The following is a 15,496-nucleotide window of genomic DNA, read 5'->3' as shown; positions in this document are numbered from 1 at the left end:
TCCAACGTGGCTGATACCTTCGACCTCCTCATCCTCGGTTCGGGTCCGGGCGGCTATGTCGCGGCGATCCGGGCGAGCCAGCTCGGCCTCAAGGTCGGCATCGTCGAGCGCGAGCGGCTGGGCGGCATCTGCCTCAACTGGGGCTGTATCCCGACCAAGGCGCTGCTGCGCACGTCGGAAGTCTATCATTACATGACCCATGCCGATTCCTACGGCCTCAAGGCGGACAATGTCGGCTTCGACCTCGGCAAGATCGTCGATCGCAGCCGCAAGGTCGCCGGCCAGCTCAACGCCGGCGTCAAGGGCCTGATGAAGAAGAACAAGGTCCAGGTGTTTGAGGGCGTCGGCGCGCTGACCGGCAAGGGTAAGTTGCAGGTCAAGCAGGGCGACAAGACGCTCGACCTCGAAGCCAAGCACATCATGGTCGCAACCGGCGCGCGCGCGCGCGACCTGCCGTTCGCCAAGGCCGACGGCAAGCGCATCTGGACCTATCGCCATGCGATGGTGCCCGAGGTGATGCCGACCAAGCTGCTGGTCATCGGCTCGGGCGCGATCGGCGTCGAGTTCGCCAGCTTCTACAACGACATGGGCGCCGACGTGACGATCGTCGAGATGCTCGACCGGATCCTGCCGGTCGAGGATGCCGAGGTCAGCGAGTTCATGACCAAGGCGCTGACCAAGCAGGGGATCAAGATCCTCACCAAATCGGGGCTCGAAAAGCTCGAAAGCGGCGCCAACGGCGTCACCGCGGCGATCAAGGGCGCCGACGGCAAGGTCACCGAGACCGAGTTCAGCCATGCGATCGTCGCGATCGGCATCGTGCCGAACACCGAGAACATTGGGCTGGAAGCATTGGGCGTCGAGACCGAGCGCGGCCATATCAAGGTCGACGGCTTCGGCCGCACCAACGTCGAGGGCATCTACGCGATCGGCGACGTCACCGGCGCACCGTGGCTGGCGCACAAGGCGAGCCACGAGGGCATCGTCTGCATCGAGAAGATCGCCGGGCAGGACCCGCATCCGTTCGAGACGTGGAACATCCCCGGCTGCACCTATTCGCGTCCGCAGGTCGCCAGCGTCGGCTTCACCGAAGCCAAGGCCAAGGAAGCCGGCCATGAAGTGAAGGTCGGCAAATTCCCGTTCATCGGCAACGGCAAGGCGATCGCGCTCGGCGAGGCGGAGGGCTTCGTCAAGACGGTGTTCGACGCCAAGACCGGCGAACTGCTCGGCGCGCACATGATCGGCGCGGAAGTGACCGAGCTGATCCAGGGCTATGTCATCGCGCGTCAGCTCGAGACGACCGAGCACGAGCTGATGGAAACGGTGTTCGCGCATCCGACGCTTAGCGAGATGATGCACGAAAGCGTGCTCGGCGCTTATGGTCGCGCGCTTCACTTCTAGGATCATACCCGCCGACCGCCGCGCCGCCCGCACGATCGGCGTCGCGGCGGCTTTGCTGTTCGCCGCCTCGCTCGCGCTCTTCTGGCCGGGCTATGTCGCCTATGACAGCCTCGCCCAATATGCGCAGGCGACGAGCGGGCGGTATGACGACTGGCACCCGCCGATCATGGCGCGGCTCTGGTCGCTGTTCGGCGATCACGGCCCGGCGCCGATGCTCGCGCTGCAACTCGCCGCTTACTGGCTGGGTCTGGGATCGTTCGCCGCGGCGCTCGCCGCGCGCGGGCGGCGCGGCGCGGCGTGGGCGGTGCTGGCGGTCGGTTGCTGGCCGCCGCTGCTCGGCTGGCAAGGCGTCGTGCTCAAGGATCTGCAGATGTCGGCGGCGCTGCTGGCGGCGACCGGGATCCTCGGCTGGTGGCGGCTGCGCAACCGGCCGCTGCCCGGCCCGGCCCTCGCGGTGGCGGCGTTGCTGTGCGGTTATGCGATGCTGGTGCGCGCCAACGCGCCCTTCGCGGTGGTGCCGCTGATCGTGATGCTGTCGCCCTGGCCGCGCGGGATCGCGCGGGCCGGCGTGGCGCTGCTCGGCATCGCCGCAGCGATCGGTCTGTCCTCGCCGATCAACCACGGACTGCTGGGCGCGCAGCGCAGCGGCGTCGAGCAGACGCAGGCGCTCTACGATCTCACCGGCATCGGCGTGGCGACGGGCGACACCACCGTCGGCCTGCCCGCCGCGACGCTCGCCGCGATCCGTGCCAGACACTGCGTCCGCCCCTATTTCTGGGACCCGCTCGGCGAGCCGCGGCGTTGCGAGACGCTCGTCGCGCCGTTGCGCGCCGAGCCGGCCGGAACGCTCTACGTCCGTCTCGCCGGCATGATCCTGCGCCACCCCATCGCTTATACGGAACACCGGCTGGCGCATCTCAACTCGACCGAGCGATTGTGGGTGCCGCGTCACTGGCTCGGCAGCGCGCCGCTGCGCGCGAGCGAGCCCAATACGCTCGGCTTCGGCGAGCCCGGTGCGCTCGCCAAGCTCTGGCAGTCGCTCGGCGCGTGGCTGATGGAAACGCCGCTGGGCTGGCCGATCGTCTGGGTGGTGGTGGCGATCGCCGGCCTGTGCTGCGCGCTGCGTGGACGCGGCGACGACACGCTGGCGTGCGCCTTATTCACCTCGGCGCTGACGATGGAGGCGAGTTTCGCGGTGATCAGCATCGCCTCGGACCTGCGCTACCATCTGTGGACGCTGACCGCGACGGCGATTGGCTGGCTGTTGCTCGGGCCGCGGCGCTGGCCGCGCGCGGTCACGCTGCTGCTGGTCGCGGTGCTGCTGGTCGGCGTCGTCGCGCGCGTGGTGCTGCCGGAGGCGCCACAAACCTATGCCGGGATGCTCGGCTGACCCGTCCGCAACCCTTGACCGCACCACGACGTTGGAGGGGCAAAAGGAGAGCGAGACATGGCGGACGATCACGCGGCGATCGAACAGGCGTTCGACGAGGCGGTCAACATGGCGCCGGCCGAGCTGGAGCGCTTCCTCGACAGCGACGACAGCAAGCGCGTCGGCTGGAAGGGCGAGGACGGCGACGGCAAGGGCGAGAGCGTCGGCCATGCCTCCGGCCGCCACATCGTCGCGATCAAGCGCAAGAAGAAGGCCGACCGGACCGACGCCGATTACGCGCACATGAAGAAGGTGGTCGGCTACGTGCACCGCCATCTCGCCCAGGGCGGCCCGGACAAGGACAAGGCGCAGAGCGACTGGCGCTACTCGCTGATGAACTGGGGGCATGATCCGCTGAAGTAGGCGGGCAACCGGGCAGCTTGGGGCGCCATCCCGCCTCCGGATCACCAACCCGTTTGAGGCGGCGGGGCTGGGCCACGATCCTTCACGATCAACAACCCCGTTGGTGCTGAGCTTGTCGAAGCACCGTGAGTCCCATCTGCCCTTCGACAGGCTCAGGGCGAACGGCGATGGGGGGTCGGACGGCAGTGGGGGCCGGATTTCCCTAAGCGGCGACGTCGCTGTCCCAGCGGCGGCCGGCGACGGCGCGGGCTTCCTCGACGGGGAGGGGGCGGCCGAAATAGAAGCCCTGGACCTTGGTGCAGCCCAGATCCTGCACCATCCGGTGTTCGGCCTCGGTCTCGACGCCTTCCGCGGTGGTCGCCATGCCGAGACTCTGCGCCAGCGCGACGACGGCACGGATGATCGCGATCGCTTCCTTGACGCCGCGCGAGGCGCTCTGGACGAAGCTGCGGTCGATCTTGATCGACGAGAAGCGGGTGCGCGAGAGATAGCCGAGCGACGAATAGCCGGTGCCGAAATCGTCGAGGCTGAGCCGCACGCCGAGGTCGAGGATGCGTTCGAGCACCTTGGTCGCGCCGAGCCCTTCGTGCATGAAGACGCTCTCGGTCACCTCGAGTTCGAGCCGCTCGACCGACAGGCCGCTGTCGGCCAGCGCCGAGGTGACGACGGTGACGAAGCCGGGGTTCTGCAACTGGTCGGCGGAGACGTTGACCGCGACGCGGACGTGCGACGGCCAGCGCGCCGCCTCGGCGCAGGCGGTGCGCAACACCCATTCGCCGATCGGCTGGATCAGCCGCGCCTCTTCGGAGAGCGGGATGAACTTGGCGGGCGAGACGTCGCCGAATTGCGGGCTATGCCAGCGCAGCAGCGCCTCGAACCCGGTGAGGCTGCCGGTCGCGGCATCGACCACCGGCTGGTAGTGGAGGTGCATCTCGCCGCGTTCGAGCGCCTGGCGCAGCGCCATTTCGAGGACGCGGCGCTCCTCCGCCTGGACGTGAAGCTCGGGCTCGTAGGCGTGGTAGACGCCGCGGCCGGCATCCTTGGCGCGATAGAGCGCGAGATCGGCGGAGCGGATCAGCATCTCCGCGGTGCGGCCATCGCGCGGGCCGATCGCGAGGCCCACCGACGCGCCGATGTAGAGCGTGTTGGCATCGACCTCATAGGGGCGCGACAGCGTCTCGATGATCCGCTGCGCCAGCGCCTCGACCGCGCTGCTGTTGGTCGCATCGCGCATCACCACCGCGAATTCGTCGCCGCCGAGCCGGCCGCAGGTCTCGTTGTCGCCCATCAACTGCGCCAACCGTTCGGCGACGCGACTGAGCAGGCGATCGCCGATCGGATGGCCGAGCGTGTCGTTGACCGCCTTGAACCGGTCGAGATCGATCATCATGAATGCGCAGCGGCCGCCCCATTTGTCCGCCTCCGCCATCGCCCGCGCCAGCGTCTCGTTGACCATCAAGCGGTTGGGCAGGCCGGTGAGCGTGTCGAAGCGGGCCATCCGGTTGATCTTGTCGGCCGAAGCGCGCTGTTCGGTGACGTCCGAGCCGACGCCGCGGAAGCCGCAGAAGGACCCGTTTTCGTCGAACCGCGGGCTGGCAGCGAGTTCCCACCAGCGCTCCTCGCCGTCGACGGTGAGCGACAGCCGCAGGTCGCGGAAGCTGTCGCGCGTCTTCAGTTTGTCGGCGAGGGCGCGCAGGCCGGGGGTGAATTCGCCGGTGTCCCAGGTCGGTCCGGCGAGCACCTGGAGGAAGGGCATGCCTTCGATGGTGACCGGATCGAGCCGGCAGGCATAAGCGAAGCGGGGCGAAGCCTTGACGACGCGGCGGGCGGCGTCGGTTTCCCACAGCCAGTCGGCGCTGGTCTCCTCGAACTCGCGCAGCAGCAGGCTGACCGTCTCGTCGCGTTCCGCCAGCGCGATCTGGCTGGCGCGGATCACCACCAGCGAGCGGGCGCGGTTGAGGCAGACGACGATCAGCATCACGGTGAAGATCGACGTCGCGCAGGCCGCGGCATAGCTGCCGATTGTCACCAGCTTCACCGTCACCGACAGGCCGAGCCCGCCGACGAAGGCGATCGTGGCGAGCGCCAGCGGTGCCATCGCGACCGCACCGGCGGTCATCAGCACCGAAAGGATCATCCACAGCACATAGGCGCTGTTGGACCCGGGATGGGTGTTGAAGATCAGGCAGGGGATTGACCAGGCGACGGCGAGCGCGACGCCCTCGATCGCGGTGGCGCGCAGGTCGGCCTGGGTGGCATAGCCGCCGTCGCGATGCCGCGTGCTGAGCCGGCGCATCGCGACGGTGACCGACACCGCCGCGACGAGCATCGCCCAGCCGCCCAGCCACCATGCCGACACCTGCGTCGCGAACAGCGACACGGTGGTCGCCGCGCCGATCAGATTCGCGCAGAGCAGCAGCAAGGCGAGCTGGCGGCCGGCGTCCAGTTGCGTCGAGCGGATACGCGCCCAATGCGCGGCGTCGTCGCCGTCGCGAAACCCCAGCAGCTGAGAGAAGCGGATCGCGCTGGGATCCGAGGCAGGCGCGGTTTCTTGATTCACCCGCGGGGGGTTACCCGGTCAAGGTTGACGGAGTGTTAGAACCGGATTGAGATTTCATCCGAAATGCCAGTTACTTCACCGAATTGGAGGATCGTCGGGGGACATTCGATTGTGGGACGCGGCGGATGCATGAAAAGGCTTGGCCGTATCCTCCCCCTCCGTCACGGCTGCGCCGTGCCACCTCCCCCTGGCGGGGGAGGATTTGAGAAGTCCTCCCCCGCCAGGGGGAGGTGGCAGCGCGAAGCGCTGACGGAGGGGGAGGACAGGGCGGTAGCCCCGTTTTGGAAACCCCGTCCGCCCGCCGTCAGGCCGCGATCGCGTAAGGCTTGATGTCGCCGCTCAGATACAGGTTGCGGGCCTTGGCGCGCGACAGCTTGCCCGAGCTGGTGCGCGGCAGCGTGCGCGGCGGGATCAGCTCGATCACGCAATTCATGCCCGTCACCGAGCGGACGCGCTCGCGAATCTCCTCGCGCAGCCGCTGGCGCTCGGCCTCGTCGCTGCTGCGGCACTGGACGAGCACCGCGGGCGTCTCCTCGCCGCCGGGCGTGGTGATCGCGAAGGCGGCGATGTCGCCCGCCTTGAAGCCGGGCAGCTGCTCGACCGCCCATTCGATGTCCTGCGGCCAGTGGTTCTTGCCGTTGACGATGATCATGTCCTTGGCGCGGCCGACGATGTAGATGTAGCCGTTCGACATATAGGCCATGTCGCCGGTATCGAGCCAGCCGTCGCTCATGCAGGCGTCGGTCGCCGCGGCGTCGCGGAAATAGCCGACCATCACGCTCGGTCCCTTGCACCAGAGCTTGCCGATCGCGCCGTCGGGCAGGGGGGTGCCGTCTTCCTCGCGGATCTCGACGGTCATGTCGCGCACCGGCTTGCCGCAATTGACGATCGCGCGGAAGCGTTGCGGGCGCGGACCGTCGTTGGCGGCGAGCGAATCGCCGCCGCCCGACAATTGCGTCTCCTCGACCAGCTCGACGCGGATGCCCTCGCCCGGCGGCATCAACGACACCGCCAGCGTCGCCTCGGCGAGGCCGTAGCTCGGCAGGAAGGCGCTCGCCTTGAAGCCGGCATCGGCGAAGGCGTCGACGAACGCCTGCATCACGTCGGGGCGGATCATGTCGGCGCCATTGCCGGCGACGCGCCAGCGCGACAGGTCGAACCGCTGCGACGCCTTGGTCTGCGACGACATGCGGCGCGCGCAGATGTCATAGCCGAAGGTCGGCGAATAGCTCAGCGTCGTGCCGTCGTGGCGGCTGATGAGGTCGAGCCAGGCGAGCGGGCGGCGCGCGAAATCCTCGGTCTTGAGATAATCGGTCGAGACCTGGTTGGCGATCGGCGACAGGAAACAGCCGACGAGCCCCATGTCGTGATACCAGGGCAGCCAGCTGACGCAGCGATCGGTGCCGTCGGCGGCGATCTCCATGCCGTGGCTGTGCGCAGCGAGATTGTTGAGCAGCGCATGGTGCGTGATCGCGACGCCGTGCGGGAAGCGCGTCGAGCCGCTGGAATATTGCAGATAGGCGATCGCCTCTCCGTCCGCCTGCGGCAGCGGCGCCGCGACCGCCGGACGTGCGGCGAAGTCGGACCAGTCGATCCCCTCGGTCCCCGCGAGCCGTGCCGCCTCGGCCGCCATCGCGGCAAGCTCAGGCGGGAAGATCAGCATCTTCGGCTCGCAGCTCGCGAGCTGGACGCGGAGCTGTTCGATATAGGAATCGCGCCCGCCGAACGAGGTCGGCAGCGGCAGCGGCACCGGCCAGGCGCCGGCATAGACCGCACCGAAGAACAGGGCGGCGAATTCCGGTCCGGTTTCGGCGACCAGCGCGATCCGGTCCTCGGGCTGCACGCCGGCGGCGATCAGGCGATGCGCCATCGCGATCGCGTCGCGGCGCAGCTCGGCGAACGGATAGGCACGGGCGAGCGCACCGCGGGCATCGTGGAAGTTGAGGCCGCGCACGCCCGTGGCGGCATAATCCAGCGCCTCGCCGAGCGTGGCGAAATCGGCATAGCGACGGGGCAGGTCGTCCAGCGTCGGCGTGGCCGCCATCTGGGGCGTCGGCGAGGGCGCGGACTGCTCGGTCATACAAAATCCTGTTCACTCGCCACGGGGCGAAACCATCTTCACTGTGCGCTATAACGCGCGATCATCGTTCTAAATCGAGCGCCACTGTGGCAACAACATGGCCATGAGGCAGGAACGGCGTACTCTTCCCCCGCTCGATGCCGCCGCTTTGGAGCGGATGGCGCTGCGCTACGTCGAACGCTTCGCGACGACGCGCGGCAAATTGGCCGACTATCTCCACCGCAAGATCCGCGAACGCGGCTGGGACGGCGATGCCGCCGACCCGCAGGCGCTGGCGCAGCGGATGGCGGATCTCGGCTATGTCGACGACCGGCTGTACGCGGAGAGCAAGGCGGCGGCGCTGACCCGGCGCGGGCTCGGCGCGCGGCGGGTGACGATGGCGCTGCGCCACGCCCATATCGGCGAGGCGGATACGGAGGATCTGGCGCCGCAGATCCACGAACAGGCCGAGGCGGCGGCGCTCACCTTCGCACGGCGCAAGCGGATCGGGCCGTTCGGGCCGCCGAACGACGATCGCGCGGTCCGCGACAAGCAACTCGCGGCGATGCTCCGGGCCGGACATGCAATGGATTTGTCGCGCCGGATTGTCGCAGCGCGGGACGAAAGCGAGTTCGGAGAAATCGGGTAAACGTCCCTTTCGCAATTGCAGCAGCGATGAACCGTGCTAGCGTAGCGTCCATAGGGGTGCAGTGATGCGTAGCGAGCCGCAACGGGAGGGCGACGAGCGCGACGACGGGGGGATGCCCGGCGCGCGTGCTGGTCTGCAAGCCGCGACGAATGAGGGCGAGGGGCCGATCGCCATCGCCGGCGTAATCAAATGGTTCGACGTCACGCGCGGCTTCGGCTTCGCGGTCGCCGACGACCGGTCGCTGGGCGACGTGCTGATCCACTTCTCCGTTTTGCAGCCGTACGGCCGCCGCAGCCTGCCCGAGGGCGCACGGGTCGAGACGCTCGCGGTGCAGCGCGGCCGCGGCTATCAGGCACGCGAGGTGATCGCGATCGATCTGTCGAACGCCGTCGAGGATGCGCCGCGGGCGCCGCGCGCCGCCGACCGGGTCGATCCGGTCGCGCTGATCGACGAGGCCGGGCCGTTCGAAGGCGCTGCGGTCAAATGGTTCAACCGGCTGAAGGGCTATGGCTTCCTGGTCCGCGACAGCGACGGCAGCGACGTGTTCGTCCATATGGAGACGCTGCGCCGCGCCGGCATCGCCGCGGTCGAGCCCGAGCAGCGGCTGCGTGCGCGCATCGTCGCCGGCCGCAAGGGACCGCTCGCGGTCACCGTCGAGGAGGGCTGAACGCGTGATCGGATCGAAGGCGATGCTGGCGATCGTCGCGGTGCTGGGGCTAGGCGCGGGCGGCGTGGCGATCCAGCAAGGGGTGTTCACCCGCACGCCGCCGACCGACGCGACGGCGAAGGCGCTGCTGCCGGTGACGATCACCAGCGCCAACGGCGCGCACGTCTTTCAGGTCGAGCGGGCGACGACGGCGGCCGAGCAGGCGCGCGGGCTGATGTACCGCACGGATCTTAAGCCCGACGGCGGCATGCTCTTCGCGCCCTATCCGGCCGAAGGCGGCGGCCCGCGCGAGGCGAACTTCTGGATGAAGAACACGCCGACCCCGCTCGACATCCTGTTCATCCGCGCCGACGGCACGATCGCGATCATCGCGGAGAACACCGTGCCCTTTTCGGAGACGCCGGTGCCCTCGCGCGAGCCGGTCGCCGCCGTGCTCGAACTGGTCGGCGGCCGCGCCGCGGACCTCGGCATCGCCGAAGGCGACAGGGTGACCTGGGCGAAGTGAGCGCCGGTGAGGGTCTTTGGCGTTCGAACGATCGCCAAAGACCCGTCCAGCATGACGGAAATGGGCGAACGGGGTCTCGACAGGGAGCCGCTACGCCGACCAACGGGCATCATCCGGCGGTCCCGGCCCAGCGACGAAACGAGCTGGCTGGCGAGCGGACGACGATCCCGGTTGAAGGCCGCCGCCGCAGCGGGTAAGCGCAGGCGCATCATGGGCATCAACCTCAATCCCTTCACCTGGTGGAACGGCGCATCCTGGGGCACGATGCTCTACGGCTTGCGCGGCATGGCGCAGGTCGGCACCGATTCGCTCGGCAACGTCTATTATCAGGGGGGCAAGGACGGCAGCGGCCGCGTGCGCCGCTGGGTGATCTACGAGGGCGCCAACGACGCCAGCCGCGTGCCGCCCGAATGGTTCAGCTGGCTGCATCATCAGATCGACGACGTGCCCGCTCGCGCGATGCCCGCGCCGCGGCCGTGGCAGAAGCCGGCGGTGCCCAACATGACCGGTACGCCGCTCGCCTATCGCCCCTCGGGCGCGCTCGAGAAGGGCGGCAAGCGCGCCGCCGCGACCGGCGACTACGAAGCCTGGACGCCCGAAGGGTGATGCGACGCTGGCTCGCCGCCGGCGTCCTGCTGGTGGTGCTGGGGCTGGCCGCGGTGTTCGGCTATCGCGCGTGGCAGCGGTCGGACGAAGCCGACCGCGCCGTCGCCGTACAGGATTTCGCGCCGAGCGAGGCGAACCAGAGCGAGGGCATCGAGACCGTCGCGACCACCGACGTCGCTTTGCCGACCGGTGGCACGCCGATGGCACAGCGGGTGGCCGTGGTCGGCCTGCTCAACAAGCGCAACGGCGTCAGTCGCGACCTGACGCTGCGGCCCGGGCAGGCGGTCCGCGTCGGCGATGCGATCGTCCGGCTGCGGGCCTGCGAACATACCGCACCCTGGGAGCAGGATCAGCTCACCGGTGCGTTCGTGCAGCTCGACGTCCGCGGCAGCGACCGGCATTGGCGGCGGGCGTTTTCGGGCTGGCTGTTCAAGGAACGGCCGTCGCTCAACGTCGTCCAGCACCCGGTCTACGACGTCTGGACCAAGAGCTGCACGATGTCGTGGCCGGCAACCGGTCCGGACACGACCTCGCTGTCCGGTGGCGAGGCGACGGGCAACCGGTCGAGCGCGAAGAAGTCGCCGGCGGCGGACGATGCCGATACCACCCCCGACGAGCCGATCGTCCCCTCCAGCGCACCGGCAAGCAACGCGCAATAATCCTTCCGGTCGATCTCCACCGCGCCCAGCGAGGCGAGGTGCGAGGTCTGGAACTGGCAGTCGAGCAAGGTGAAGCCGCCGACCTTGAGCCGCGCGACCAGCCAGGCGAGCGCGACCTTGGACGCATCCGTACGGCGGCTGACCATCGATTCGCCGAAGAAGGCGCGACCGAGCGCGAGGCCGTAGAGGCCGCCGACCAGCTCGTCGCCCTCCCAGCATTCGATCGCATGCGCGAAGCCCATGCGGTGCAGCGCGACGAAGGCCCGTTCGATGCCGGTGTTGATCCACGTCTCCGGGCGATCCTCGGCGCTTTCCGCGCAGAGCTGGATCATCCGTTCGAAGGCGGTGTCGGCGGTGACGCGGAACCGGTCGCGCGCGATCGTCTTGCGCAGCGAGCGCGACACGCGGAAGCCGTCGATCGGCAGGATCGCGCGGCTGCGCGGCTCGACCCAATAGACGCTGGCGGCCTTGCGATCGTCCGCCATCGGGAAGACGCCGACCGCATAGGCGCCGAGCACGAGGTGCGGATCGAGTGTCTCCATCACCGCTGAGGTGGCGCAGCCGATGCGGCGGTGCAAGTGGGGGCGAGTCGCGGCTCGGCCTTCTGGCGGTTTCCCGCCCATGTCAGCTGTCCAAGCTTCGTACTTCGCGTCACCCCGGGCTCGACCCGGGGTCCCGCTTCTTCCCGACCGGCACGTAGCGGGACCCCGGTCGAGCCCTCGACGGAAGCCACACAATGCTCCTGCGAAAGCAGGAGCCCAGGAGTCCCGAACGCCATAAAGGCGTTGTTTTGCTTGGCTCTGGGCTCCTGCTTTCGCAGGAGCACTGCACCCATGTATCGGTGATGGCGGCTTTTGCAGGGAGCTCGATCAAGTCCGGGGTGACGGAGAGACGGTGTCGCGGTCGCGGCATCGATGAATATCGATCACGCCCTATTCCAGCGGCAGCGCCGCGAATTCCGCCGTCGCTTCCGCGCGCGCGGAGAGGGCGGCGAGGGCCGGATGGCGCGCCGGGGGCACGACGTCGCCCAGCTTGCTGCCGGTGAAGCGCCAGGCGACCGCCGTGGTGATGTCCGCCTGCGTCCATCGGCCCGCGACGAGCCAGTCGTCGACCCCGGCATAGGCCGCCTCGAGCAAATCGTACGCCGCCAGCAATTGCTCTTGCACCCGGTCGAGCCAGGGCTGGTGCTGCTTCTCCGCCGGCCGCAGGTTGGTCTCGTAGACGATCTGCACCGTCTTCTCGCAGGCGGCGAGCGCCAGCCCGATCACGCGCTGCGACGCGAGAAAGGCGGCGGGATCGTCCGGCAGCAGGCGGCGCTCCGCCGGCACGATCCGTTCGAGCCAGTCGAGGATCAGCGTCGATTCGATCAGCACGACGCCGTCGTCGGTGACCAGCGTCGGCGCCTTGACGGTGGGGTTGATCGCGCCGAACGCCGCGACGTCGCGGAACACCGATAAAGGCTCGTGATCGAACGTCAGGCCCATCGCCGTCATCGAGATCGCCACCCGGCGGACATAGGGTGAATCAAGCATGCCGATCAGGCGCATGGGCAGTCCTTCGAACGAGCGGATGATATGGGACGCTATTTGGTCAGCCGGCTTTCGATCGTCGTCCACAATCGGGCGAACGCCGCCGCCGCGGCCGACCGCGGCGCATAGGTCGCGACCGGGGCGCGATGCTCGGCCATCGCCTCGACCGCGCTCGCCATCGGGATCGCCGGCCAGTCGGGGTGGGCGGCGAGCGCATCGGCGTGGAGCCGGCGGCGGCGGTCGACCATCATATGGACCGGCAACACCGGCACCTTGCCGCCGAGGTGACGGATCACCTCGTCATGCGCCCGCTGCGCGAAGGGCGAGGGGATCACCGGCAGGACGATGAGGTCGGCGGCGCGGATCACCTGTTCGCTGGTCTCCGTCAGGCCGGGCGGGCAATCGAGCAGGACATGGTCGTAATCGCCGATCTGCTCGATCAGCCGGTCGAGCCGCCGGCGCTTGCCGATATCGTGCAGCACGAGGTCGAGCGTGCGCAGCGAATCGTCGGCGGCGATCAGGTCGAGCAGCGGAATGTCGGTGGGGCGGGTGTGCGCCGCGGGCTTGGCATCCTTGGTGAACAGCGCACGCGCCTGGTCGCCGACGGGCGTCCGGCCGAGCACCCAGCTGCTCGCCGCCTGCGGATCGAGATCCCACAGGATGGTGCGCCGCTTCGACAAGGCGGCGCTGCTGTAGGAGAGGTTGACCGACAGCGTGGTCTTGCCCACGCCGCCCTTCGAACTGTAGATCGCGATCGTCGCCATGCCAGCGACGTACCGGAATGGACCTATTCCGGCAACGGTCGATCGCCGACGCCCACGCAAAAGGGCCGGCGGATCGCTCCACCGGCCCGGAAACGTTGTGCGGTGCCGCAGCTTACGACTTGCAGCTTTGCGACGGCTTGCCCGGCTGGGTGACGGTGATCGTCTTGGGATCGCCGGTCAGCTTCCAGCCGCCCTCGGCGACGAGCGGATCGCCCGTCTTCTCGGCGGTCAGGCGGGTAGCGGTACCAGTCTGCGACGTCTTGACGAGTGCCAGCTTGTCGCCCTCGAACAGGGTGACGTAGAGCAAGCTGTTGTCCTTGCAGCGGAAGGTCTTTTCCGCCTTGATCGCGGGCGGCAGCTCGACCGGGCCGCGGTTGGCGAGGGCGTTGGCCATCGGATCGGGGTTGGAGTCGAGCACCTCGGCCGAGTTGGGCTTGGAGTTGCAGGCCGCCAGCGCGAGCAGCGCGGCGGTGGCGGAGAGGAGGAGGGGGCTCTTCATAGCGGCGCGACGCTTCGCGCATGCAGCAAGGAGCGTCAAGCAGGATGACTGACGTATGTGAGCTGGCTCGGGAAAATGCGACGGACGCCGCCCCGCTTGGCCGCCGCCAAGCTTAGCTTCGCTTGCCGCTGGCTCTGCCACGCGCCATCTAGCGACGATGCATACCACGCCCGACACCCTCGCCCTGATCGGCAACACCCCCCTCGTCCGACTGAAGGGGCCGAGCGAGGCGACCGGATGCGACATCTTCGGCAAGTGCGAATTCGCCAACCCCGGCGCCTCGGTGAAGGACCGCGCCGCGCTCGGCATCGTCGAGGATGCGGAAGCGCGCGGCGTGCTCCATCCCGGCGGCACGATCGTCGAGGGGACGGCGGGCAACACCGGCATCGGCCTCGCGCTGGTCGCCAACGCCAAGGGCTATCGGACAATCATCGTCATGCCCGAGACGCAGAGCCGCGAGAAGATGGACACGCTGCGTGCGCTGGGTGCCGAGCTGGTGCTGGTGCCGGCGGCGCCTTATGCCAGCCCCTATCATTTCGTGCACACCTCGCGCCGGATCGCGGAGGAGCGCGACAATGCCTTGTGGGCGAACCAGTTCGACAATGTCGCCAACCGCCGCGCGCATATCGTCGGCACCGCCGAGGAGATCTGGCAGCAGATGGAGGGGCGGATCGATGGCTTCACCTGCGCGGCGGGTACCGGCGGGACGATCGCCGGCGTCGGGCTGGGGTTGAAGGCCAAGGACGAGAGCATCTGCATCGCGCTCAGCGATCCGCATGGCGCGGCGCTGTACGAATATTACGCGCATGGCGAATTGCGCGCCGAGGGCTCGTCGGTCGCCGAGGGCATCGGGCAGGGGCGGATCACCGCCAATCTCGACGGCGCGCCGATCGACACCCAGTTCCGCATCTCCGATCAGGAGGGCTATCGCTGGGTACGGCGGCTGCTCGACGAGGAGGGGCTGTGCCTCGGCCTGTCGTCGGGGATCAACGTCGCCGGTGCGGTGCGGCTCGCCGAGCGGCTCGGGCCGGGCAAGCGGATCGCGACGATCCTGTGCGATACGGGCTTCCGCTATCTGTCGTCGCTCTACGATCCCGAATGGCGTGCCGCCAAGGGGTTGGCATAGGAGCGGAAGCCGTCACCATCCAACCGTCACCCCGGACTCGTTCCGGGGTCCACTCGTCCGCAGGCGTGCGCCTTGAGCCTCTTGCGGCTCTCCTCGCCGCAGAGTGGACCCCGGAACGAGTCCGGGGTGACGGCGGGTTGGCGGGTGAGGCTGGGACCACCTGGCGGCTCCCCGCCAACCGCTTATTCGACAAACCGGTGACGAACCGTTACAGAGGCGCGGCAAGATGAGAGCCGTGCGAGACACCCAGCAGACGATGCAACGGATCAAGGTCGGCGTGATCGGCCTGGTTGCCGTGGTGCTGCTGATCGCCGTTGCCAGCGCCATCCTCGGCTCGGCCACCCGCGAGCGGCCGATCGCCGCCGCCGGATCGGCGCAGGCCGACGTGGTCGCCAACATCGCCATGACCAACGCCGGCGCGGCTGCGGCCGCGGCGGGCGCATCGGGCGAGCCGCTCGCCGAACTGGGCGTCGCCCCCTCCACCAGCAACAGTCAAGCGCCGCGCTGATGCGCCGCCGGGGAAATCCGGGGATTGTGCCTAACCATCTGATTAGATGCATTTTATTGCCTTCGAGCAAGGCCGTGTCGCCTCGGTCGTGGGGCGCGCGCCCACCCGGCTAGGCGACGACGGGGCCGTTTCCCCGCTTTTCCCCAAAAATCCCGTTGCGTCCCCGAGGTGC

General features: G+C 68.7%; 15 protein-coding genes and 1 pseudogene. 10 read left to right on the top strand and 6 right to left on the bottom strand.

Going from position 1 to position 15,496, the window contains the following annotated elements; all coding sequences use genetic code 11:
- The first annotated feature begins 6 nt into the window (after window positions 1–6).
- Genes lpdA through MC45_RS09365 form a run of 3 tightly spaced genes read left to right on the top strand, consistent with a single transcriptional unit; the run spans window position 7 to window position 3,193 of the window.
- A complete protein-coding gene (gene lpdA, locus MC45_RS09375; RefSeq protein WP_038662236.1) occupies window positions 7–1,401 on the top strand; it encodes a dihydrolipoyl dehydrogenase in 1,395 nt (464 codons plus the stop codon).
- The gene (locus tag MC45_RS09370) at window positions 1,379–2,791 is read left to right on the top strand and encodes a hypothetical protein (protein ID WP_081974397.1); all 1,413 of its coding nucleotides are present in this window, start codon (window positions 1,379–1,381) and stop codon (window positions 2,789–2,791) included. The genes lpdA and MC45_RS09370 overlap by 23 nt, the downstream gene beginning before the upstream one ends.
- Before the next feature lie 57 nt (window positions 2,792–2,848).
- Window positions 2,849–3,193 carry a DUF3140 domain-containing protein gene (locus MC45_RS09365; protein WP_038662233.1) on the top strand — a complete coding sequence of 115 codons (345 nt, stop codon included), beginning with the start codon at window positions 2,849–2,851 and terminating at the stop codon, window positions 3,191–3,193.
- Between the two features lie 202 nt (window positions 3,194–3,395).
- Here the strand turns inward: MC45_RS09365 and MC45_RS09360 are convergent, their stop codons facing one another.
- Both MC45_RS09360 and MC45_RS09355 read right to left on the bottom strand, forming a co-directional pair.
- Window positions 3,396–5,753: a putative bifunctional diguanylate cyclase/phosphodiesterase gene (locus MC45_RS09360; protein WP_038662230.1), complete on the bottom strand. Its 2,358-nt coding sequence runs from the start codon at window positions 5,751–5,753 to the stop codon at window positions 3,396–3,398.
- Between the two features lie 304 nt (window positions 5,754–6,057).
- The gene (locus MC45_RS09355; RefSeq protein ID WP_038662227.1) at window positions 6,058–7,833 is read right to left on the bottom strand and encodes a fatty acyl-AMP ligase; all 1,776 of its coding nucleotides are present in this window, start codon (window positions 7,831–7,833) and stop codon (window positions 6,058–6,060) included.
- Window positions 7,834–7,930: 97 nt separating this feature from the next.
- Between MC45_RS09355 and MC45_RS09350 the strand changes: the two genes are divergently transcribed.
- From MC45_RS09350 to MC45_RS20055, 5 genes and pseudogenes are all read left to right on the top strand, one after another.
- On the top strand, window positions 7,931–8,461 hold the full coding sequence (locus tag MC45_RS09350) for a regulatory protein RecX (RefSeq protein ID WP_038662224.1): 531 nt from the start codon (window positions 7,931–7,933) through the stop codon (window positions 8,459–8,461).
- A gap of 64 nt (window positions 8,462–8,525) precedes the next feature.
- A complete protein-coding gene (locus tag MC45_RS09345) occupies window positions 8,526–9,128 on the top strand; it encodes a cold-shock protein (protein ID WP_038662221.1) in 603 nt (200 codons plus the stop codon).
- A 4-nt stretch (window positions 9,129–9,132) separates the two neighbouring features.
- Window positions 9,133–9,633, top strand: coding sequence for a DUF192 domain-containing protein (locus tag MC45_RS09340; RefSeq protein WP_245640692.1), 501 nt, complete (start codon window positions 9,133–9,135; stop codon window positions 9,631–9,633).
- 210 nt (window positions 9,634–9,843) lie between these two features.
- A complete protein-coding gene (locus MC45_RS09335) occupies window positions 9,844–10,239 on the top strand; it encodes an NADH:ubiquinone oxidoreductase subunit NDUFA12 (protein WP_038662218.1) in 396 nt (131 codons plus the stop codon).
- Window positions 10,239–10,673 (top strand): annotated as a pseudogene (locus tag MC45_RS20055) (DUF2155 domain-containing protein); the annotation flags it as partial. The gene MC45_RS09335 and the pseudogene MC45_RS20055, both read left to right, overlap by 1 nt.
- A gap of 35 nt (window positions 10,674–10,708) precedes the next feature.
- Here MC45_RS20055 and aat read toward each other — a convergent pair.
- The 4 genes from aat to MC45_RS09310 all read right to left on the bottom strand — a co-directional run bounded on the left by aat (window position 10,709) and on the right by MC45_RS09310 (window position 13,690).
- On the bottom strand, window positions 10,709–11,440 hold the full coding sequence (gene aat, locus MC45_RS09325; protein ID WP_038662212.1) for a leucyl/phenylalanyl-tRNA--protein transferase: 732 nt from the start codon (window positions 11,438–11,440) through the stop codon (window positions 10,709–10,711).
- 390 nt (window positions 11,441–11,830) lie between these two features.
- Window positions 11,831–12,445: a glutathione S-transferase gene (locus MC45_RS09320; RefSeq protein ID WP_038662208.1), complete on the bottom strand. Its 615-nt coding sequence runs from the start codon at window positions 12,443–12,445 to the stop codon at window positions 11,831–11,833.
- A gap of 35 nt (window positions 12,446–12,480) precedes the next feature.
- Complete coding sequence (locus tag MC45_RS09315) at window positions 12,481–13,191, bottom strand: ParA family protein (protein WP_038662201.1); 711 nt, start codon at window positions 13,189–13,191, stop codon at window positions 12,481–12,483.
- 112 nt (window positions 13,192–13,303) lie between these two features.
- Window positions 13,304–13,690 (bottom strand): hypothetical protein, encoded by a 387-nt coding sequence (locus MC45_RS09310; RefSeq protein WP_038662197.1) that lies wholly within the window; start codon window positions 13,688–13,690, stop codon window positions 13,304–13,306.
- Between the two features lie 157 nt (window positions 13,691–13,847).
- Between MC45_RS09310 and MC45_RS09305 the strand changes: the two genes are divergently transcribed.
- Entirely contained in the window at window positions 13,848–14,816 is a 969-nt protein-coding gene (locus MC45_RS09305) for a cysteine synthase A (protein WP_038662194.1), read from the top strand.
- A gap of 226 nt (window positions 14,817–15,042) precedes the next feature.
- Window positions 15,043–15,324 (top strand): hypothetical protein, encoded by a 282-nt coding sequence (locus tag MC45_RS09300; protein ID WP_245640691.1) that lies wholly within the window; start codon window positions 15,043–15,045, stop codon window positions 15,322–15,324.
- Window positions 15,325–15,496: the final 172 nt, after the last annotated feature.

This window comes from Sphingomonas taxi (assembly GCF_000764535.1).
Taxonomy (GTDB): Bacteria; Pseudomonadota; Alphaproteobacteria; order Sphingomonadales; family Sphingomonadaceae; genus Sphingomonas; species Sphingomonas taxi.
Note: the sequence above shows the minus strand (reverse complement) of the source record. Positions and strands in the feature narration are given on the sequence as shown.